The organism is Streptomyces sp. NPDC127084 (assembly GCF_042724175.1).
Lineage (GTDB): Bacteria > Actinomycetota > Actinomycetes > Streptomycetales > Streptomycetaceae > Streptomyces.
In genome coordinates, this window is the sequence record NZ_JBHXFA010000101.1 from 1 (window position 1) to 18,918 (window position 18,918).

Annotated in this window: 19 protein-coding genes; 8 read left to right on the forward strand and 11 right to left on the reverse strand. The window is 70.6% G+C overall.

Annotation, left to right across the window (positions count from 1 at the left end; genetic code table 11):
- Positions 1–112: 112 nt before the first annotated feature.
- Positions 113–745, forward strand: a complete 633-nt coding sequence (locus ACFWI9_RS22420) for an ABC transporter permease (protein ID WP_387164509.1) — start codon at positions 113–115, stop codon at positions 743–745.
- Between the two features lie 87 nt (positions 746–832).
- Here the strand turns inward: ACFWI9_RS22420 and ACFWI9_RS22425 are convergent, their stop codons facing one another.
- The gene (locus tag ACFWI9_RS22425; protein ID WP_387164511.1) at positions 833–1,093 is read right to left on the reverse strand and encodes a hypothetical protein; all 261 of its coding nucleotides are present in this window, start codon (positions 1,091–1,093) and stop codon (positions 833–835) included.
- Between the two features lie 83 nt (positions 1,094–1,176).
- On the opposite strand from ACFWI9_RS22425, the gene ACFWI9_RS22430 reads away from it, so the two are divergent.
- The 3 genes from ACFWI9_RS22430 to ACFWI9_RS22440 all read left to right on the forward strand — a co-directional run bounded on the left by ACFWI9_RS22430 (position 1,177) and on the right by ACFWI9_RS22440 (position 3,153).
- The gene (locus ACFWI9_RS22430; protein WP_387164513.1) at positions 1,177–1,599 is read left to right on the forward strand and encodes a DUF350 domain-containing protein; all 423 of its coding nucleotides are present in this window, start codon (positions 1,177–1,179) and stop codon (positions 1,597–1,599) included.
- A 206-nt stretch (positions 1,600–1,805) separates the two neighbouring features.
- Positions 1,806–2,000, forward strand: coding sequence for a hypothetical protein (locus ACFWI9_RS22435; RefSeq protein WP_338674179.1), 195 nt, complete (start codon positions 1,806–1,808; stop codon positions 1,998–2,000).
- Between the two features lie 160 nt (positions 2,001–2,160).
- A complete protein-coding gene (locus ACFWI9_RS22440) occupies positions 2,161–3,153 on the forward strand; it encodes a SigB/SigF/SigG family RNA polymerase sigma factor (RefSeq protein WP_387164515.1) in 993 nt (330 codons plus the stop codon).
- Here the strand turns inward: ACFWI9_RS22440 and ACFWI9_RS22445 are convergent.
- Both ACFWI9_RS22445 and ACFWI9_RS22450 read right to left on the reverse strand, forming a co-directional pair.
- A complete protein-coding gene (locus ACFWI9_RS22445) occupies positions 3,121–4,335 on the reverse strand; it encodes a hypothetical protein (protein ID WP_387164516.1) in 1,215 nt (404 codons plus the stop codon). The genes ACFWI9_RS22440 and ACFWI9_RS22445 overlap by 33 nt on opposite strands.
- 152 nt (positions 4,336–4,487) lie before the next feature.
- Positions 4,488–4,916, reverse strand: a complete 429-nt coding sequence (locus tag ACFWI9_RS22450; RefSeq protein ID WP_387164518.1) for a CBS domain-containing protein — start codon at positions 4,914–4,916, stop codon at positions 4,488–4,490.
- A 186-nt stretch (positions 4,917–5,102) separates the two neighbouring features.
- Between ACFWI9_RS22450 and ACFWI9_RS22455 the strand changes: the two genes are divergently transcribed.
- Both ACFWI9_RS22455 and ACFWI9_RS22460 read left to right on the forward strand, forming a co-directional pair.
- Positions 5,103–5,303 (forward strand): DUF6381 family protein, encoded by a 201-nt coding sequence (locus tag ACFWI9_RS22455; protein ID WP_387164520.1) that lies wholly within the window; start codon positions 5,103–5,105, stop codon positions 5,301–5,303.
- Positions 5,304–5,386: 83 nt separating this feature from the next.
- Positions 5,387–7,714 carry a SpoIIE family protein phosphatase gene (locus tag ACFWI9_RS22460; RefSeq protein WP_387164522.1) on the forward strand — a complete coding sequence of 776 codons (2,328 nt, stop codon included), beginning with the start codon at positions 5,387–5,389 and terminating at the stop codon, positions 7,712–7,714.
- Positions 7,715–7,912: 198 nt separating this feature from the next.
- Here the strand turns inward: ACFWI9_RS22460 and ACFWI9_RS22465 are convergent, their stop codons facing one another.
- The 3 genes from ACFWI9_RS22465 to ACFWI9_RS22475 form a co-directional block, all read right to left on the reverse strand.
- On the reverse strand, positions 7,913–10,867 hold the full coding sequence (locus tag ACFWI9_RS22465) for a HAMP domain-containing protein (protein ID WP_387164523.1): 2,955 nt from the start codon (positions 10,865–10,867) through the stop codon (positions 7,913–7,915).
- 164 nt (positions 10,868–11,031) lie between these two features.
- Positions 11,032–11,592: an ATP-binding protein gene (locus tag ACFWI9_RS22470; protein WP_387164547.1), complete on the reverse strand. Its 561-nt coding sequence runs from the start codon at positions 11,590–11,592 to the stop codon at positions 11,032–11,034.
- 75 nt (positions 11,593–11,667) lie between these two features.
- Complete coding sequence (locus ACFWI9_RS22475; protein ID WP_387164525.1) at positions 11,668–12,108, reverse strand: STAS domain-containing protein; 441 nt, start codon at positions 12,106–12,108, stop codon at positions 11,668–11,670.
- Positions 12,109–12,257: 149 nt separating this feature from the next.
- Here ACFWI9_RS22475 and ACFWI9_RS22480 point away from each other — a divergent pair, with 149 nt between their 5' ends.
- Together ACFWI9_RS22480 and ACFWI9_RS22485 are read left to right on the forward strand one after the other, a co-directional pair.
- A complete protein-coding gene (locus ACFWI9_RS22480; protein ID WP_387164527.1) occupies positions 12,258–12,704 on the forward strand; it encodes a hypothetical protein in 447 nt (148 codons plus the stop codon).
- Between the two features lie 72 nt (positions 12,705–12,776).
- Positions 12,777–13,238 carry a Crp/Fnr family transcriptional regulator gene (locus tag ACFWI9_RS22485; protein WP_387164528.1) on the forward strand — a complete coding sequence of 154 codons (462 nt, stop codon included), beginning with the start codon at positions 12,777–12,779 and terminating at the stop codon, positions 13,236–13,238.
- A gap of 90 nt (positions 13,239–13,328) precedes the next feature.
- Here ACFWI9_RS22485 and ACFWI9_RS22490 read toward each other — a convergent pair whose 3' ends face one another.
- From ACFWI9_RS22490 to ACFWI9_RS22510, 5 genes are all read right to left on the reverse strand, one after another.
- Positions 13,329–13,625 (reverse strand): dsRBD fold-containing protein, encoded by a 297-nt coding sequence (locus ACFWI9_RS22490; RefSeq protein ID WP_387164530.1) that lies wholly within the window; start codon positions 13,623–13,625, stop codon positions 13,329–13,331.
- 137 nt (positions 13,626–13,762) lie between these two features.
- A complete protein-coding gene (locus ACFWI9_RS22495; protein ID WP_387164532.1) occupies positions 13,763–15,433 on the reverse strand; it encodes an acyl-CoA dehydrogenase family protein in 1,671 nt (556 codons plus the stop codon).
- A 63-nt stretch (positions 15,434–15,496) separates the two neighbouring features.
- Positions 15,497–16,123, reverse strand: coding sequence for a TetR/AcrR family transcriptional regulator (locus ACFWI9_RS22500; RefSeq protein WP_387164534.1), 627 nt, complete (start codon positions 16,121–16,123; stop codon positions 15,497–15,499).
- A 192-nt stretch (positions 16,124–16,315) separates the two neighbouring features.
- The gene (locus ACFWI9_RS22505; RefSeq protein WP_387164536.1) at positions 16,316–16,603 is read right to left on the reverse strand and encodes a hypothetical protein; all 288 of its coding nucleotides are present in this window, start codon (positions 16,601–16,603) and stop codon (positions 16,316–16,318) included.
- A gap of 144 nt (positions 16,604–16,747) precedes the next feature.
- Entirely contained in the window at positions 16,748–18,559 is a 1,812-nt protein-coding gene (locus ACFWI9_RS22510) for an ABC transporter ATP-binding protein (RefSeq protein ID WP_387164537.1), read from the reverse strand.
- Positions 18,560–18,918: the final 359 nt, after the last annotated feature.

Below are 18,918 nucleotides of genomic sequence, written 5' to 3' on the forward strand. Positions count from 1 at the left end.
CGGGTCCCGCGCACCCCCCGCTCCTCGGGACCCCCCGCCCCCCCCTCCGCCCCCCACCCCCCTCCCTGGGCGGCAAACCCGGCCCCCCCCGCCCCCACCCCCGGAGACGCCAATGTCCATCACCATCCCCCGCTCGAAGACCGCCGCTCAGACCGAGCCCCTTGCCGCCACCAGACCCCAGGGGGAAGTGGACAACCGTGCGGCCTACGCAAGCTTCGGACTCGCCTACGTGCTCGGCCACGGCGCCGCCGCGGTATCCGAGGGCGAGTCGCCCCTGCTCGAACTGCCCGCCTGGCTGCCCATGGCGCTGCTCGGAGCCGGCCTCACCGCCGGTGCCACGTTGGCCACCGTCGCCGCACTGCGAGCCCAGCGCGGGGCATCCGGTCCGGACGTCCTCACCGGCAAACTGCTCGGCGCCGCCTGGGTCGCCGCTTTCGCCGCCCTGTTCCTCGCCATCACCGGACTGACATCCGCCTTCGACACACCCGAGCTCCAGTCGGTCCTCTGGCCGGCCGGATCAGGCCTCGTCGTCGGCCTGATCTACCTCGCCGAAGGCGCCGCACGGCGCAACCTGCTGCACTACGGCCTCGGCTGCTGGCTCGCTCTGATCTCCGCCGCGGCCTTCTTCGCCGGGGTCCCCGGCCTCTACTGGGTCCTCGCCGTGGCGGGCGGTGGTGCCTACGCCGTTGCCACGGCGCTCGAACACCGCAGGCTCGTCTCCCTCGAGGGGCACGACCGGCGCTGAAGGCCGTCGGCGACCCGCGACGCCCCTGCCCGTGGCCGCGGCCCGGTCCCGACCTACCGTCAGGACCGGGCCGCGGGTCATCGGTGCTCAGCTCTCCACAGCGGCCTTGATCCTGCCGAGTGTGGTGCGCATACCCGCCCGGTTGAGCTCCGCGCGGTCGGCCGGGGGTGTGCCGGTGAACACCCGTCCGAGGAGCTCCGCCAACCGGGCACCGCGCCCGGTGCGCAGGTCCTCCCAGTACTCGGTGACCCTGGTACCCGGCACGACGAGGGGTACGACGACGCAGCGCTGGCGCGCATCGTGGACGCCACCCTGGCGTCCCCGCCGCGCCTGCGCACCGACGCCCACCAGAGGCCCTGATCGCCGCCTGCGATACATTTTGCCGTCGCTCCGACCACTAGCGTTTTCCGGACATGAAAGACGGCTTCCCAATGACCGACATAGTCAACGGACTTGGCCGGGCCACCGCTTACGGTGCCCTCGGTGTGGTGCTGCTCATCCTCGGCATCGTCCTGGTGGATGTGCTGACGCCCGGGAAGCTGGGCCGTCAGATCTGGGAGGAGCGCAACCGCAACGCCGCGGTACTGCTGAGCTCCGCCCTGCTGGGGATCGGCGGGATCGTCTTCACCTCGATCTGGACGACATACGACGACTTCGCCAAGGGCCTTCTTTCGACCGCCGCGTTCGGTCTGCTGGGCCTCGTGCTGATGGCCGTCGCATTCCTGATCGTGGACCTGGTCACGCCCGGCAAGCTGGGGGCGACGCTGGTGGAGACCGAGCCGCACCCCGCGGTGTGGGTGACGGCGTCCTGCAATCTGGCGGTGGCGGCGATCGTCTCGGCGTCGATCGCCTGATCGGGCGCGCCTGGAGGCGCACAGCTCCTGCCGTCGGGCCGGTGCCAATGCCGTACGGGCCGGTGTGCCGCGTCGAACGCGGTCGCACCGGCCCGTGTTCGCGCGTGCACAGAACGAATTCCCCCTCGCATCCGTGCTGCGTTTCCGGCCGTCCGGCGTGATGCTGGTACTCAGCCACTCACGGCGGGACTCACCCGGAGGCACCCATGGCCAAGGACAAGACCGAAGAGCCGGAGAGCACGAAGGCCCCGATGCGGATCTGGACCGGATCGGAGCGCCCTTTCGATCCCGAGGATCTGGTGATGGCGTCGGGGCGTGAATGCACGCCCGCGAACGTCGAGCGCGCCCGCAAGGAAATTGCGGAGAAGGGCGCGGCGGCGCTTGAGCGCTACCTGCCCTGACGCACGGTCGGAATTCATCACGCTGAGCAGCCGTGCCTTGCTGCGCGGGAATCGCGGAGCATCAAAGCACAACAAATGGGTATCAAGAGGATTGGAGCTCGACCGGCGTTGGCGCCGCATTCGGCGGTGCAGGCTGCCTTGCCCCGTCGTAGGAGCCTCGATGTCCACACTTCGCACCCGACATACCGGCGTCGGTGCCGTCGGACCAGAGCGGCCGACGGCACCGGACGCGCCGTGCGGTCCCGAGATCTGGGGCATGTCCGAGATGCCCGACCCCCGGACCGTCAGCACGGCTGACGCCCGAGCGCTGTCGCTGGTGCTGTTCCGGCGGCTGCGCACGCTGGAGGAGGGCACCGCGCAGTTCTCGTACGTACGCAACACGCTGGTGGAGCTCAATCTCAGTCTGGTGAAGTTCGCGGCGGGCCGCTTCCGGGGCCGTTCCGAGCCCATGGAGGACATACTCCAGGTGGGCACCATCGGGCTGATCAAAGCGATCAACCGCTTCGACGTGGAACGTGAGGTCGAGTTCACCTCCTTCGCGATGCCCACGATCGTCGGTGAGATCAAGCGCTTCTTCCGTGACACGAGCTGGGCTGTGCGGGTGCCCAGACGGCTCCAGGAACTGCGGCTGGACCTGGCGAAGACGTTCGACGCGCTGGAGCAGGAGAGCGGGCGCGCCCCCACCACCACGGAGCTCGCGGACCGGCTGGAGATCAGCGAGGCGGAGGTCGTGGAGGGCGAGGTGGCCGCCAACGGCTACGCGGCCCACTCGCTCGAACCGCTTGAGGACGACGAGAGCGTCAGCCCGCTCGCCCGCCGACTGGGGGCCGAGGACCCGACGCTCGATGTCGTCGAATGCCTGGAGTGCCTGAAGCCCATGATCGCCGAACTGTCGGAACGGGAGCGTACGATCCTGTCGCTGCGGTTCGGCGACGAGCTGACGCAGTCGGAGATCGGTGAACGGCTCGGGATCTCACAGATGCATGTGTCGCGGTTGCTCGCACGGCTGCTGGAAAAGCTGCGCGCCGGACTGCTGACGGACGAGGCGCCGCCCGACGACGCCTGCCCGCACACCGGCGCGCCAGTGGACGGGCACCAGGCGGAGCCGCGGTCATTATTATCACGTGCCGTCACGCGGCTGCCGCTGCTGTGACTTGCGCTGCGCCCTCCGCAGCCCGAGGGCGAAGGAGCCCAGGCCTGAGGCGACGATGAGCAGGGCGGTGCCCGCGAACATCGTCGTCGGATCGGGCAGCCTGCCGAGCTGCGCCAGCCAGGGATCGCGGTTGCGCGGCAGGGTCAGGTTCGCCGAGACCTCCCGCTTCGTCTTGCCGCTCTCCAGACCGAGGGTGACGTCCCACGGTCCGTCGGGCAGCACCGGGTCGAGGCCGGCCGACACGGTGCCGATCCCGCCCGGTGGCAGGGTTGTACCCGGCTGGATGGGGAACGGGCCGGCGCTCATCAGACCGGGGCCCTCGGTCAACTCCAGAGTGCCGCTCAGGTCCAGCGCGCGGCCGCCGGTGTTGCGGACCTGCGCGGTGAGCACGGGCACCCCGGCCTCGCTCCTGTGCACGCGGTAGGACCCCACTTCGAAGGCGGAGGGAGGTTCCGCGCCCTTGCCGACGTGGACGTACATACGGATGCCCGTCCGCTCGCCGTTCGCCGCGACGGACGAAGCAGGAGCGGCGGACACGGTGGAAGCGGAGGACGGGGTGGAAGAAGCCGTCGAGGTCGAGGCGGATGCGGCCGATGAGGCTGATGGGGCGGACGAGGCTGACGCGGCCCCGGCAGCAGCGGGTTCTCTGCGCTGGACCCACAGCTCCGCGTAGCGCTCCCCGGTCGAAGCCGTCGCGGGCACGACCAGTTTGACCTTCGCCTTGGCCTTCTGGCCGGGAGCCAGGCTGAGGGTGGACGGAGTGACGGTGACCCAGCCGGTCAGTTCGTTCGAGGTCCGGCCCGGACTGAAGACGAAACGGTTCCCCTTGATCTTCGCGTCCGCGGGGTACAGCTCCAGCACCTGGCGCGCCCGTGTGCTGTTGAAGACCTCGACCTGATGCTCGACGGTCGCCCCGGGCTTCAGGTGGTCGACCATGCTGCGCAGCGCCCTGGGGTCCCGACCCGCCACGTGCGGGTCGGCCAGGCGGACCGCGAAGGGCTGCTGGGTGGACTCGGGCTCCGGGGCGGTGTGCGCCGCAACCGCCCGTCCGCCCGGGCCCGTTACCGCACCACTGCGCGGCACGGCGGCGGTCTCGGCCGCGACCGGCGACACGGCCATCGCAGCAACCGCTCCGGCCAGGGCCGTCACGGAGATCGCTCTCGCGCGCATGGGTTCACGCATGGGTTCCCCTTGTTCGCGTTGGTTCGCGTTGGTCCGCGTTGGTTCGCGTTCGGCGGACGCTGGACACGTACCACGGTGCCCGGCCGCTCATCGCGCACGGTGCGATCCCTGCCCCATTCGGCGGCAGAACGCCACCCGGGACAACCCGGATGTCAGGCGCCGTTGTTCGGCGGCGCGGCGCTGATGTCCGCGAGCGCGGAACGGGGCTCGTCGGCCCGGGCGACGTCCCCGAGCGTGATGACACCCCGAACCCGGCCGTCCTCCTCGACGACGGCGAGCCTGCGCACCATGGCGGAGCGCATCAGCCGCGAGGCCTCCGCCGTGTCCTGGTCGGGACGGACGGTACGGACGTCAGGAGTGCACACCGCGCGCAGCGGTGTCCGGTACGGGTCGCGTCCCATCGCGACCGCCCTGACAGCGATATCACGGTCCGTCAGGATACCGAGCACCCGGTCCGCCGCCACGACCAGAACGTTCCCGATGTCCCTGTCCCGCATCAGGCGCGCGGCCTCGAAAAGGGTGGCGTCCGGAGACAGGGCCAGTGCTTGCTTGGTCATCACGTCTCTCACGAGGTGTGCCATGACGCCCGCCCTCTTCGCTTCGCTGACATACGGCGTCTGCCCAGGTGCGTCCGGGATATCCGCGAGAGCCCCCGGCAATGGCGGTATCCGCAGGCTGCAAGGGTGATCGTCACCATGCGTCACCCGAACGGATGCGAGTGTGACCGCGGCGTGTTTGCCTTGCTGATGGCCCCGGAAGGAGGAGCCATGACCACAGCAGGTGAACCGGTGAGGACGCCCGAGGAGCTCCGTGTGATGGCGGAGGAGCTGGCTCGCGGCGCCGAGCGCTGCACCGATCCCGAGCACCGGGCGCGGCTGCGCCGCAAGGCCGCGCGCCTGCGGGACCAGTGCGACGGCTACGGCGACGGGGGCCGCGCCCCGGTCGCCCCGGCGCCTCCGCAGCCCTGACAGGACTGGCGCGGCCCCGACCGGAAGCGCGGCGTCCGGCGCGCGGGTAAAATCCGGTGCGTCCCTGGCGAGAGGACGTGGCCATGCCCGATCACGGGCGGGACGCACCGGAGCGGGACCGGCTCACCACGGCGGTCACGCAGCTCACCGCGGAGCTCGCGGAGCTGCGGCGCGGTCTCGGACGCCGTCATCTGCTCGACCTGGCGTCGGGCGTCGTCGTCGCGCAGCTCGCCCTCTCCCCCGCCGACGCGATGGAGCATCTCGTCCGGCTCGCCGAGTCCACCGGGGTCTCGGTGGAGGACATCGCCGCCGACATCGTCAATGGCGCGTCGGGTACGACGGCCCTGCTGGGCTCGGACGTGTCACGGCTCGCCGACGGCCCCGGCGGCGGAGAGCGGGCCGAGGACCCGGCCGCGCGGGCAGGGGCCCGTCAGGCGCGGCGTACCGAGTCCGCCGCCGATGCCGCGGCGAAGTCGGGCGGCTCCATCGACGACGTCGCCGAGACCGTGCTGGACGGCGGACTGCGCCCGCTGGGGGTACGCGGCCTGTGGCTGTTCCGGCGTACCGGGACGGACTGCCTCGAACTGGCCGGGCAGGCCGGGATCAGCACCTTGGAGGCCACGCACTGGCAATGGGTGCCGGCCGGGCTGAACAGTCCGCTGCACCGTGCGCTGGCCGATGCCGCGCCGGTCTGGCTCCCGGACGGACCGCCCGAGGGCGAGCGCCTGCCGGGGTCCGCCCCGCGGGGCGCTCGCGCCCTGCTGCCATTGCGCCGCCGCGGCACGGTGACGGGTCTCGCGGTCGTGGACTGGCCGGGCCCCCGCGAGCTGGACGAGGCGACGCGGCGTACGCTCACGGGCCTCGCGGTCCCGGTGGAGCGGCTCCTTGATGCCGGTACCACTGGTGCGGCCCGTGCCGCCGGCCGCGCCGATCCGGTCGCGCTGGCCCCACTGCTCGACCAGCTCACGCATCCGGGGATGGCCCTGCGCACCGAGCCGTCGACCGGCGCCCTGCACATCGAACACCTCAACCGGCCCGCGCTGGACTGGGCGGGCCGGGTGCACGGCTCCGCCGGACGGCCGCTGGCGCAGGTGTTCCCCGCGGTCGAGGCCGACATCGGGCGGCTGGCCCGTCGGGCGCGCGAGACCGCCGCGCCCCAGCGTGCCGCCCGGCTTCCGATACCGCACCGCGCCGGGGATCCTGACCCGCTGCATGATGTACGGGTGCTTCCGATGGACCCGGACAGGACCGTGGTCCTCTGGCACGGCGCCACGGATCCCGGTATGTCGCTGAGCCGGGTGCTGGGCAGGCTGGAGAATCTGGCCGCGTTCGAGGACGACCTGATCGCCGGGACTTCGCGGTGGAGCGAGCAGGCGTTCCGGATCTTCGGGCTCGATCCCGGCACGCCCGCGGTGCCGCTGCGCCGACTGGCGCCCCAGCTCGCCCGGGACGAGGCGGGCAAGCTGGACGACCTGCTCACCGCGCTGACGCAGCGCCACCAAGGCGCCTACACGGTGGTGCGCGCACTGCGCGAGGACGGCGGTCTGCGGCATGTCAGGATCGCGGCCGAGCCGCTGCTGACGGGGGGTGTGCTCACCGGGATCACCGGCGTGTACCAGGATGTCTCAGCGCAGCACCACACCGAGATCGCGCTCAGCGCGACATACGACCGGCTGACCGTGACCCAGCAGCAGTCGGCGGTGCGCCACCAGCTGGTGCTCCAGTTGCAGCAGGCGATCGTTCCCGAGGTGCCCGTCCTTCAGCAGCTCCCCGGTTTGCGGGTCGCCGCGCGCTACCGTCCCGCCGCCGAGGACTTCCGGGTGGGCGGGGACTGGTACGACGTACTGCCGCTGCCGAACGGCCGGGTGCTGGTGGCCGTCGGGGACATCGCGGGCCATGGCATCGACTCGGTGACGGGCATGGTCTCGCTGCGCAACGCGCTGCGCGGACTGGCGTTCACCGGCCACCCGCCGGCGCGGCTGATGGCTCTGCTGAACGAAGTCACGATGCACACCCACGGCAATCCCACGGCCACCGCGGTGTGCGCGCTCTACGATCCCGCCGACCGCTCCCTGCACTGGGCCAGCGCCGGTCACCTCCCGCTGCTGCTGCTGCGGGACGGCCGGGCGCGCTTTCTCGACCCGCCGCGCAACATCCTGCTGGGCGCCATGCCGTCGGCGCGGTACACGGACCGGGTCACACCGCTCGCTCCGGGGGACACGCTGCTGCTGTACACGGACGGGCTCGTGGAGCGCCGGCACACGGGACTCGACGAGAGCCTCGCGGGCCTGCGCCGTGCGGCGGAGCAGCTCGGCTCCGGCAGCCTGGACACCTTCACGGACCGGCTGCTGGTGTCGGTCACCGGTGACACCGACGACGATACGAGCCTGGTGGTGGTCAGGGTCGCCTGAAACCGCCTGGAGTGCTCGCTGCCACGCCAGGGTGTCTCCACTCCGACCGCCACCGGAAGGCACCGCCAGGACGTCGCCCCCTGGCCTGGAGACACCGCCGGGGCGTGTCCGCCCGACCCGTCGGCCAGGCTGCCCGTACCCGCCGCTGACGCCGGTGGTCGCACCGCGCCTGCCGGGCGGGCGACCACCGTGCGGCTTTCAGCGCTGGAGCCACTTCCGGATCCGCGCGACCAGGTCGTACGCGTCGACGGGCTTGGTGATGTAGTCGTTGGCCCCGGCAGCCAGGCTCTTGGCCCGGTCCCCCGGCATCGCCTTGGCGGTGACCACGATCACCGGCACCGACGCGAACCTGGGCAACTTCCTGATGGCGGCAGTGGCGCTGTAGCCGTCCATCCCGGACATCATCACGTCCATCACGATCAGATCGACATCGGGGTTCGCGGTGAGCAGCTCGATTCCGGAGCGCCCGTCGTCGGCCGTCAGCACCCGCATGTCCTCGGCTTCGAGTATCTCGGTGAGGGCGTACACGTTGCGCACGTCGTCATCGATGATCAGCACGGTACGGCCGGTGAGGCGCGCGCCCGCTGCGGGTTGCTGGGCTGTCCCGTCTCGTGCGGCGGACGTACCGGTGCCGCGCATGGCGAGTCCGGGCGGGGGCTCCTCGGGGACCTCGCCGCCGACGGGCACGTAGAAGGTGAACACGCTGCCTTCACCCACCCTGCTCTCGGCGACGATCACTCCGCTCAGCAGTTGGGCGAGTTCGCGGCTGATGGACAGGCCGAGGCCGGTGCCGCCGTAGCGGCGTCCGGTGGTCACCGCTCCCTGCTGGAAAGCGCCGAATATGGATTCCAGGTGCTCGGGGGCGATACCGACCCCGGTGTCCTTGACCCGGAAGGCGACCACCGGCAAGCCCCTTAGTCCGGTGGGGAGTTCGCTGTCGGACGCGTTCTCCACGCAGAGCTGGACACTGCCACTCTCGGTGAACTTGAGCGCGTTGGACAGCAGATTGCGCAGCACCTGCCGCAATCGCGTCTCATCGGTGGTGATGTCATCGGGCACGTCGTCCGCGGTGGTGACGCCGAAGTCCAGGTTGCGCTCGCTGGCCAGCGGACGGAACGTCACCTCGACGTACTCCAGCAGCCGGTGCAGCGGGAAGGGCTCGCGATGCACGTCCATCTTGCCCGCCTCGACCTTGGACAGATCGAGTATGTCGTTGATCAGCTGGAGCAGGTCCGAGCCGGCGGAGTGGATGACCTCCGCGTAGTCGACCTGCTTCTCCGTCAGGTTCCCTTCCGGGTTCTGGGCCAGCAACTGGGCCAGGATGAGCAAGCTGTTGAGCGGGGTACGCAACTCATGGCTCATGTTGGCGAGGAACTCGGACTTGTACATCGAGGTACGGGAGAGCTGCTTGGCCCGCTCCTCCAGTTCCTGGCGGGCCTGTTCGATCTCCAGGTTCTTGCGCTCGATGTCGCGGTTGCGGTCGGCGAGCAGGGCGGCCTTCTCAGCGAGTTCGGCGTTGGAGCGCTGGAGCTCCTCCTGACGCGCCTGCAACTCCTGGGATCGCGCGCGCAGTTCGGCGGTGAGCCGCTGGGACTGGTCCAGCAGTTCGTCAGTCCGGGCATGGGCGTTCAATGAGCTGACGTTGACCCCGACCGTTTCGATGAACTGGTCGAGGAAGTCCCGGTGGATCCGGGTGAACGGGCGCAATGCGGCGAGTTCCACGGCACCGAGCACCTGGTCCTCGACCACCACCGGCAACACGATCAGCGCGCCCGGGGCGAGCGAGCCCAACCCCGATGAGATCGTGACATAGCCCGGCGGCAGCTCGTCCACGGCGATGGTGCGGCGGCTGAGCGCCGCCTGGCCGACCAGGGACTCGCCCGGCCGGAAGCGCAGGGGCCGCCGCCGCTCGCCCTGCGGTCCGGCGGAAACTCCGTACGAGGCGGTCATCACCAGCTCGGCACCGCCGTCGGCGGCCTCCTCGGCCAGGAAGAACGCGCCGTACTGGGCCGATACCAGCGGCGGCACCTCGTTCATGATGATCGCGGCGACGCTGCCCAGGTCGTTGCTCGACTGCATCAGGCCGGATATCCGGGCCAGATTGGTCTTGAGCCAGTCCTGTTCCTCATTGGCGCGGGTGGTGGCGCGCAGCGACTCGACCATCGAGTTGATGTTGTCCTTCAGGTCGCCGACCTCCCCCGGTGCCTCGACGGCGATGGAACGGGTCAGATCGCCCTCGGCGACCGCGCTGGTCACCTCGGCGATGGCCCGTACCTGCCGGGTGAGGTTTCCGGCCAGTTCGTTGACGTTCTCGGTGAGCCGCTTCCAGGTCCCCGAGACTCCCTCGACCTCTGCCTGGCCGCCGAGCCTGCCCTCACTGCCGACCTCCCTGGCGACCCGGGTGACCTCGGCGGCGAACGACGACAACTGGTCGACCATGGTGTTGATGGTGGTCTTGAGCTCCAGGATCTCGCCTCGCGCGTCCACGTCGATCTTGCGGGTCAGGTCGCCGCGTGCGACGGATGTGGTGACCTGGGCGATGTTGCGGACCTGGTTGGTCAGGTTGGTCGCCATGGAGTTGACGTTGTCGGTCAGGTCCTTCCAGGTGCCCGACACTCCGCTGACGGTCGCCTGGCCACCGAGATTGCCCTCCGTGCCGACCTCCCGGGCGACCCGGGTGACCTCCTCGGCGAACGAGGAGAGGCGTTCGACCATGGTGTTGATGGTCTCCTTGAGCTCCAGGATCTCGCCGCGGGCGTCCACGCGGATCTTCTGGGTGAGGTCACCGCGGGCGACGGCCGTCGCGACCTTGGCGATCGACCGCACCTGGGAGGTGAGGTTGTCGGCCATGGTGTTCACGCCGCTGGTGAGTTCCTGCCAGACTCCGCCGACGTCCCGCACCCGGGCGTGACCGCCGAGCCGCCCCTCGCCGCCCACCTCCCGCGCCACCCGGGTGACCTCCGCGGTGACCAGGGAGAGCTGGTCGGCCATGCCGTTGTAGACGCCGGCGATCTCCCCCATGATCCCCCCGGCGTCGTCCGGGAGACGGGCCGAGAAGTCGCCGTCACGTACGGCGGTGAGGCCGGCCAGCAGCTTGCGCAGACCCTCCTCGCTCAGCTCGGCGGGTGGCCGGGTGTCCGGCGAGCGTCCCACCGCTGAGTGATCCCGCGGGCCCTGGGGCGGGTCCGCGGGGTGATCACCGGGGTGGCCCCGGGCATGACCGGATGCGTTCATCGCCGACCTCGGGTCGCTCGTTCGGCGTACCTGTCCACTCTCGACTCTCGCACGCACTCCCCCGCGTGACACCCCGGGTGCGGTCAGCCGGTGCCTGGCGCGGTGCCCCGGGGCGCCGTGATCTCCGCCCACACCGTCTTGCCCGTGTCGCCACGCGATACGGAACCCCAGGCGCGCGCGAGCCTGCCCAGGACGACCAGCCCATGGCCGCCGGGCCTCGCCGGATCGGCGTGGGGGCGGGGGCGGGGAGTGACCGGGTTGGCGTCGCTCACCTCGATACGCAGCCGGTCGGGCGTGCAGTGCAGCACCAGCTCCTCGGGGCCGTCCGCATGCAGACAGGCGTTGGTGACGAGCTCGGACACCACCATCAGGACGTCCTCGGCTATGGCTAGGCGTTCCTCGGCATCGTCGAAGCCGTCGTGATCAGGACCGACGCCGAGGTCGGCGCCGACGCCGAGACCGGTGTCAGGGCCGGCGTCGAGGTCGAGAGCGAAGGCTGCCTCCCAGGCGCCCGCGCCCTGCTCGCCGTCCCCCGGCAAACCGTCGCCCGGACGGCGCGGATGCGGAGCCGCGGGGTCCCCTTCCGACAGCCACCCCCAGTCGACGAGTGCCGTACGGCTGAAGTCACGACAGCGCCCGACCACGCCCCGCGTCCCGGAGAGTACGAGTCTGCGGGTCTGTCCTTGTGCCGGAAGGGCCGCGCTCACGTCTGCTCCCGCCTACTCCCGTCCTGTCTCCGGTTCCGGCGCCGGCCCGGAATCCGGATCCGCCGCGGGCACCGCGAGTGCTTCGCCGATGCTCGCGTAGCGCGGGAAGACGGCGCCGGCACCGGTGATCGCGAGCATTCTCGCGACCTGGGGGCGCAGACCCGCCAGCTCGATCCTGGCCCCCGTCTCCTTGGCCGCGAGACGGGCCCGCAACAGCACGTTCAGCCCGGTGGAGTCGCAGAAGAGCAGCACCGAGCAGTCGACCAGGATGCGCCGGGCACCTGCCGCGATGCCTTCCTCCAGAGCCGCGTGCAGTGGCTCCGCGGTGTCGTGGTCGAGCTCACCCGCGACCGCGACCACGACGATCCCAGGCTCGGGGCCCGGGCGTACCGTCACGCCGAATCGGTCGCCGTCGCCGGTGCTGCCCGGCAGGCCGTCCCGTGCTGAGACCATGTCCGGTTCTCCTGGTCGTCGTCTCCTCGGCTTGCGGTGACACCCCCGACTATGACACCGCCTCCGGCTCACCGCTTCCGGCACGGCTGGGTGGCTACGCTGAATTATCGGCCCTTCCTTCTCATGAGCGGCGAAAGCAGGCATATTCGATGAATGCACACCGTGACTTCGAGCTGCTGGCCGTGACGATCCAGGTGGAGGGGCGCCCCGACGTTCCCGTACCCCTGGCGGTGGGCGACCGGGACGACGACACGGCCGGCCGTACCCCGGAGCCGGTGCGGATCACGCTGAAGGAAGGCGCGGAGTTCCGGCTCCGCCTCGAGTTCCGGGTGCCGACGAGGGACGACGTCGAGGGCCTCAAGTTCATCGACGAGCGCACGCGCCAAGGCGTGGTCGTGGTGCACACGGAGACCCATCTGGGCGACTACCGGCAGGGCGGGCCGTACGAAATCGTACTCCCGCCGGTGCATCTGCCGACGGGGCATCTGGCCCGTGACTTCTACGAGTGCGCCGGGACCTTTGTGGACGCGGCGGGCAGGGAGCTCGGCCGGGAGACATACGGCCTGGAGCTCACGAAGGAGTGGCCGCACCGGTGACGCGGGAGGCGCCGGGCCGTGCGACGCTTGAGGTGAGCTGGCGCCCGATGTCCCGGGAACGGAGGTCCCGCGATGACCACGTCTTCCATCCGTATGACAGCGGCCTTGTCGGCCGAGCACCGCGTCCGGCTGCTGGAGATCGCTGAGGACGTCAGGTTCCCCGGGGGCTACCGCGTCTTCGAGGAGGGCCGGCTCGCCGACCGGTTCTGGATCATCAAGTCCGGCACGATCAGCCTGCACATGGCCGTCCCGGGGCGGCGCCCGGCAGTCATCGAGAACCTGGGCTTCGGCGAACTCGTGGGCTGGTCCTGGCTGTTCCCACCGTTCGTGTGGCAGCTGAGCGCCGAGACGATGACTCCGGTACGCGCGCAGCAGTTCGACGCGCGGACCGTTCGCATGCTGATGGACGCCGACCCGGCGTTCGGCTCGGCGGTGGGGCACTGGGTGGGGAGGGTGCTCTCGCACCGGCTCCATGCGGCGCGGGTGCGGCTGCTGGATCTCTACGCGCCGTACGGCAGCGGACTCACCGAATAGCCGGCCAGCGCGGGTCGACACGGCGTGGCGGATCCGACGGGCCGGTGGTGCCTGGCCGGACCGGTCTTGCCTGGTCGGCCGTTGGTGGTGCTATGTGGCGGCCCCGGGCCACCCGTACGGCGGTGCCGCGGTCGTGTCGGGGCCCGCGCCGACGCTTTCGAGGTCGCGGTTGGCCTCGCGCATCAGCTTTGTCGCGAGGTCCTTCATCGCACGGCTCGCGGCCAGTTCGTCACCGATCGCGGGGATGTCCAGATCCTGGGGGTTGCACCGGGCGACCCCTTGCCCGGTGTAGGTCGTGGTGCCGGTGTCGAGGACGGCCCGGGCCTTTGTCGTACCGTCCTCCTCGACCAGGACCAGCCCCATCTGCCACTCCAGCGTCCGCGTCATGGCACCCACCTCCTCGCCGGGCACGCACGGCCATGTGCCGCACCATGGGCTCCCTGTCCTCAGGATCCCCCGGTGCGGCACACTCCGCGTCCCGAGCGTCAGGCCGGCGGCTCAGGCGGCTCAGGAAGCTCAGACGGTCAGGCCGGCGCCCCAGGGACCCGGGCGATGATCCCCGCCCGGTCCACCCCGGTCGGCAGCGTCCCGAAGGCGAGTCCATGCCCCCCGGCCAGCCGCGAGGCGCAGAACGCGTCGGCGACCGCGGCCGGTGCGTGCCGGACCAGCAGCGAGCCCTGGAGGACGAGTGCCATCCGCTCCACGAGCCACCGGGCCCGGAGCTCCGCGTCCTCGGGCCGCGCGAGCTCGGCGCGCAGCTCCCGCCACGCGGCGTCAAGCCGGGCGTCCGCACCGGCGCCCAGCGCGATCTCGTCCGCGAAGGCCTGGAGCGAGTCCGGTTCGCGGGTCAGGGCACGCAGCACATCGAGGGCGCTGACATTGCCGGAGCCCTCCCAGATGCCGTTCAGAGGGGCATCCCGGTAGAGCCGCGGCAGGTCGGAGTCCTCGACGAAGCCATTGCCGCCGAGGCATTCCAGCGCCTCCGCCACCATGGCGGGCTGGCGTTTGCACACCCAGTACTTGGCGACGGCCGTGGCCAGCCGCAGGAAGCTCTGCTCCTGGCCGTCGCCGCGCTGCGCCCGGTCGACCGCGCCCGCCACGCGCAGGGCGAGCGTGGTCGCGGCCTCGGACTCGATGGCGAGGTCCGCGATGACATTGCGCATCAGCGGCTGGTCGATGAGCGTGGCGCCGAAGGCCGATCGGTGGCGCACATGATGGCCCGCGAGGGTGAGTGCGGTGCGCATGCCGGAGGCGGAACTGAGGATGCAGTCGAGCCGGGTCATGGTGACCATCTCGATGATGGTCCGTACGCCGCGTCCGACCGGTCCGACGAGCCAGGCCACGGTGTCGTCGAACTCGGGCTCGCTGCTGGCGTTGCCGCGGTTGCCGAGCTTGTCCTTGAGCCGCTGGATGCGGAAGGTGTTGCGGCTCCCGTCAGGCAGCACGCGCGGTACGAGGAAGCAGGACAACCCCCCGTTCCCGGCGTCGGCGGCGCCGGGCTCGGCCTGCGCCAGCACGAGGAACAGGTCGTTCATCGGCGCGCTGGTGAACCACTTGTGGCCGCGCAGCCGCCAGGTCCCGTCGGCCTGGGGTGTCGCGGTGGTGGTGTTGGCGCGTACGTCCGAACCGCCCTGCTTCTCGGTCATGCCCATTCCGGCGAGCAGCCCGCGCTTGCCCGCGGGTGCGCGCAGCCCTGGGTCGTACACCCTGCCGGTGAGCAGCGGCTCGTACAGCGCGGCCTGCTCGGACGCGTGCCGCAGGGCGGGCACGACGGCGTACGTCATGGAGACCGGGCACAGATGGCTCTGGTCGGCGAAGCCCCACACCATCAGTCCGGCAGCACGGGCGACATGGGCGCCGGGCTTGTCCTCGGCCCAGGGGGTGCCGCCGAGGCCCTCACGGATCGCGACGTCCATGAGGGCGTGGTAGGAGGGATGGAAATCGACCTCGTCGACGCGGTTGCCGTAGCGGTCGTGGGTACGCAGCACGGGCTCGTAGTGGTTGGCCTCGTATCCCCAGCGCCTCGCCTCCTCCGAGCCGGCGAGCCGTCCGATGCGGCGCAGGTCGTCCTCGTACCACTCGGCGCCTTCGTTCCGGATGCCTTCCAGCAGCGCGGGGTCGTCGGCCACGTTGTGATCCGTGAGCGGCGGCGCCTGGTTGGTCACTTCGTGGGTGCGTACGGGATTACTGCGCATCTGGGTCCTCCGGCTCTCGGGCAACGCGCGGGGAGACTGCTGACTACTCGGGGCTGCCGCTGACTACTGCGGCTGCTGCGCGGACACGGCGCCCGCGCAGCGCAGGGACAAGGCGGCCAGTTCGGCGACGAGGCGGTCGGCGTCGGCCCCTTCGGCGGGTCCGGACAGCGGGTCCACAAGTACCTCGCCGATCGCTCCGGTGAGTGCGGCGGCGGTGACCTCCGGGTCCTGTTCGGGCAGCAGACCGCCGCTGACTCCCTCGCGGATCACCTCGGCGAACATGTCGCGGTAGCGCTTGCGGAACTCCAAGCGCTCGGATTCCACGGCGGGTTCGGACGGGGCCGCCAGCAAGGCGTAGGCCACGCCCCGGCTTTCCAGAGCCCGTCGGGCGAAGACGGTCACGCCATGGGTGAGACGCTGGAGGGGATCCCCGCCCCCGTCCCGCAGTACGGCGCCGAGCACATCGGCCTCGCGTCCGGCTGCGCGGCGGAACACCTCGACGGCGAGTGCCGCCTTCGAAGGGAAGTGCTGGTACACCGATCCCACCGACATTCCAGCCGCCGCGGCGACAGCGGTCACGGAGGCCTGCGACCAGCCGACGTCGGCGACCACCGCGATCGCCTCGTCCACGAGTCGCTCGCGGGCGGCGGTCAGCCGGTCCTCGACAGCGGGGGTCTTGCGGTATGCCATGGAAGGAGTGAACCACCGTTCAGCTCTTCACGCCAGAGGCCCCGGAGCCACAAAGCGTGCGGGCCCGGTCGGCTCAACCGGGCCCGCGGGTCGGCCACTCACGCGGGTCCGACCAGTTCTGAGACATCAGCCGTCGCCGTTGCGGCGGTTCGGCGCTGCGTACGGTTCGGCGGTTGTCACCGCCGGAAGCTGTTACCTCCCACCTCCGAAGCCGTTGCCCCAACCGTTGCCGTTGCCGTTGTTGTAGCCGTTGCCGTTGCCCCAGTTGTAGCCGTTGCCGTTGCTGCCCCAGTCGTTGTAGCCGTATCCGTCGTTGTAGCCGTAGTAGCCGTCATCGCAGTAGTAGCTATAGCCGTCCCAGGAGGAACAGCCGTAGCCGCCTTCGCTGGCGCCACTGGCAAAAGCCCCGCTGGCAGGTACGACGGCGAGAGCAAGGCCCGCGGCCGCCGCTGAGACTGCGGCAACTATCCGTCGACGCATTCTCCACACCTCCAAGCATTCATTGAAACTAGAACATTTCGGGCAATTCCCAGCCTCCTCCCCCTCCGTGGCGATGTCAATCGGGCGAGCGGCCCGGGCGTGTGGGCCCGGGCCCGTGGGCCGTGGGACATGGAAACCCGGGCCTCAGACGGGCAGACCGGCAGGCGTCTGACTGTCGTCGATGAAGCCTCCCGACTGATGCCGCCAGAGCCTCGCGTACGCTCCGTCGGCGGCGAGCAGCGCCGCGTGCGTGCCCTGTTCCACGATGCGCCCGTGATCGAGGACCACGAGCCGGTCCATGGTCGCGACCGTGCTCAGCCGGTGCGCCACCACCAGTGCCGTGCGCCCCGCCATGAGGCGCCACAACGCCTCCTGGACGAGGACCTCGCTCTCGGAGTCCAGCGCACTGGTCGCCTCGTCGAGCAGCAGGACCGGCGCGTCGCGCAGGATCGCCCGGGCGAGAGCGACCCGCTGACGCTGCCCGCCGGACAGCTTCACACCGCGCTCGCCCACCAGTGTGTCGAAGCCGTCCGGCAGCGCGTCGGCGAACTCCGTTACGTGCGCCGCCTCGGCCGCGCTGCGGATCTCGGCGTCGGTGGCGTCCGGCCGGGCGAACGCGATGTTGTCCCGGAGTGTGCGGTGGAACATGGCCGGCTCCTGCGGCACGTAGGAGATCAGACCGCGCAGATCGGTCTGGCGCAGGCGGCTGATGTCCTGTCCGCCGATGAGGATCCGCCCGCCGTCGACGTCCGTCATCCTCAGCAACAACCGGGTGAGCGTGGTCTTGCCGCCGCCGGACCGCCCCACGAGACCGATCTTCGCCCCGCTGGGCACGGCCAGATCAAGTCCCTGGAAGAGCCGCTCGGCCCCCTTGTGCGCGTAGTCGACCCGCTCGAAGCGGATGTCGGCGCCCCCGGGCGCCAGTGGTTCGGGCGACTTCGCGTCGTGCACGGTGGAGGGCGTCAGCAGCAGTTCGGTGAACTGCGCGGCTTCCGTCATCGCGCCTTCCAGGCGCCGGTAGATCTGGTTGAAGTCAAACATGATCCGCGTCGCGTTGGTGTAGTACGTGAAGGCGACCACGATCGCCTCCACCCCGTGCCCGCCCCCGCCGAGGGTGACCGCGAGCAGCAGCCCCATCACATTGGTCGCCACGGACATCGGTGCGACCAGCGTGTCGATACGCAGGTTCCCGTAGTCCCACGACGCGAGCGAAAGCCGTCGTGACTCCGCGACCCGGGACCGGTGCTCCGCCGCCTCACGCTCCTCGGCGGCGAACGCCCGGACGGTCTCCATGTTGGCCAGGCTGTCGGCGACATGGCCCGACACCCGGGCGATCGCCTCCTCGCGCCGCCTCACCAGCACCTGCCGACGGCGGATGAGCGGTCCCACGCACACCGCGGTGAAGGCGATCATCGCCAGCAACCCGACGACGAAGAGCGGGTCGTACTGCCACAGCACCACCGATCCGAACACCAGCGGCACCAGGCTGGCCACGACCGAGAAGGTCAGCGTGTCGACGAACTGCTCGAACCGCGAGGCGAAACTCAGCACCCGCTTGGTCAGCGACCCGGCGAAGTTGTCGTGGAAGAACGCGGCGTCCTTGGCGAACAGTTCGTCCATCCCGACCACGTACAGATGCTCGATCCCCCGCGCGTCAAGCCGGTTGAGACAGTGCAGCCCGATGCGCCACAGCACCTCCGAGAGCAGCAGTACACCGGCGAAGCCGATGACATAGGGCATCACCGAGCCACTGGTGACCCCGTCGTCACCGGACACCCGCCCGACGAGCTTCGCGACGACCAGCGGCGCGATGTAGTGGATACCGATGTTGCCCACCGCCGGAAGCAGCATCGCCGGCACCGTCAGCAGCCGGAGCCGGGCCAGCTCCCGCCCGTAGTAGCGAAGCGCGAGGAGCACCGGGCCCCTGCGCGGCGGAACACGACGTGATTCAGCCATCACCATCCCAACCTCGTGTGGTCAAAAAGCGGTTGTCTGCGCGTGGGTGCGGCACCGCGACCCACGGAACTCGAATCAGGCCCTCGCTCGCCCCGATGGCGATCGCCGCGATCGCCGCGTGCGAGTACGGGAGGGCCGGGCGTCGCAGTGTCCCGCGAGGGCGCGCTCGGAGTCCAAGGATTTTTCCCAAATGAACATATATCGCACATGCGTACGCTCTCGTGGCGCAACGTCCGTGGTCTCCGCGCCTACCGACGACGAAGCCCCGGGGCCGTTATACCACACGCGCGCGGGGGGCCGGGGGTGACCATAAACCCCGCCCGGTCGACGCGCCGGGGCTACGGCGGGCTATAACCGGC

What these genes read in the sequence shown, in the direction of transcription:
- ACFWI9_RS22420 (WP_387164509.1), top strand. Translation starts at nt 113, where the DNA reads ATGTCCATCACCATCCCCCGCTCGAAGACCGCCGCTCAGACCGAGCCC.
- ACFWI9_RS22430 (WP_387164513.1), top strand. Translation starts at nt 1,177, where the DNA reads ATGACCGACATAGTCAACGGACTTGGCCGGGCCACCGCTTACGGTGCC.
- ACFWI9_RS22435 (WP_338674179.1), top strand. Translation starts at nt 1,806, where the DNA reads ATGGCCAAGGACAAGACCGAAGAGCCGGAGAGCACGAAGGCCCCGATG.
- ACFWI9_RS22440 (WP_387164515.1), top strand. Translation starts at nt 2,161, where the DNA reads ATGTCCACACTTCGCACCCGACATACCGGCGTCGGTGCCGTCGGACCA.
- ACFWI9_RS22445 (WP_387164516.1), bottom strand. Translation starts at nt 4,335, where the DNA reads ATGCGTGAACCCATGCGCGCGAGAGCGATCTCCGTGACGGCCCTGGCC.
- ACFWI9_RS22450 (WP_387164518.1), bottom strand. Translation starts at nt 4,916, where the DNA reads ATGGCACACCTCGTGAGAGACGTGATGACCAAGCAAGCACTGGCCCTG.
- ACFWI9_RS22455 (WP_387164520.1), top strand. Translation starts at nt 5,103, where the DNA reads ATGACCACAGCAGGTGAACCGGTGAGGACGCCCGAGGAGCTCCGTGTG.
- ACFWI9_RS22460 (WP_387164522.1), top strand. Translation starts at nt 5,387, where the DNA reads ATGCCCGATCACGGGCGGGACGCACCGGAGCGGGACCGGCTCACCACG.
- ACFWI9_RS22475 (WP_387164525.1), bottom strand. Translation starts at nt 12,108, where the DNA reads ATGGTCTCAGCACGGGACGGCCTGCCGGGCAGCACCGGCGACGGCGAC.
- ACFWI9_RS22480 (WP_387164527.1), top strand. Translation starts at nt 12,258, where the DNA reads ATGAATGCACACCGTGACTTCGAGCTGCTGGCCGTGACGATCCAGGTG.
- ACFWI9_RS22485 (WP_387164528.1), top strand. Translation starts at nt 12,777, where the DNA reads ATGACCACGTCTTCCATCCGTATGACAGCGGCCTTGTCGGCCGAGCAC.
- ACFWI9_RS22490 (WP_387164530.1), bottom strand. Translation starts at nt 13,625, where the DNA reads ATGACGCGGACGCTGGAGTGGCAGATGGGGCTGGTCCTGGTCGAGGAG.
- ACFWI9_RS22495 (WP_387164532.1), bottom strand. Translation starts at nt 15,433, where the DNA reads ATGCGCAGTAATCCCGTACGCACCCACGAAGTGACCAACCAGGCGCCG.
- ACFWI9_RS22500 (WP_387164534.1), bottom strand. Translation starts at nt 16,123, where the DNA reads ATGGCATACCGCAAGACCCCCGCTGTCGAGGACCGGCTGACCGCCGCC.
- ACFWI9_RS22505 (WP_387164536.1), bottom strand. Translation starts at nt 16,603, where the DNA reads ATGCGTCGACGGATAGTTGCCGCAGTCTCAGCGGCGGCCGCGGGCCTT.
- ACFWI9_RS22510 (WP_387164537.1), bottom strand. Translation starts at nt 18,559, where the DNA reads ATGGCTGAATCACGTCGTGTTCCGCCGCGCAGGGGCCCGGTGCTCCTC.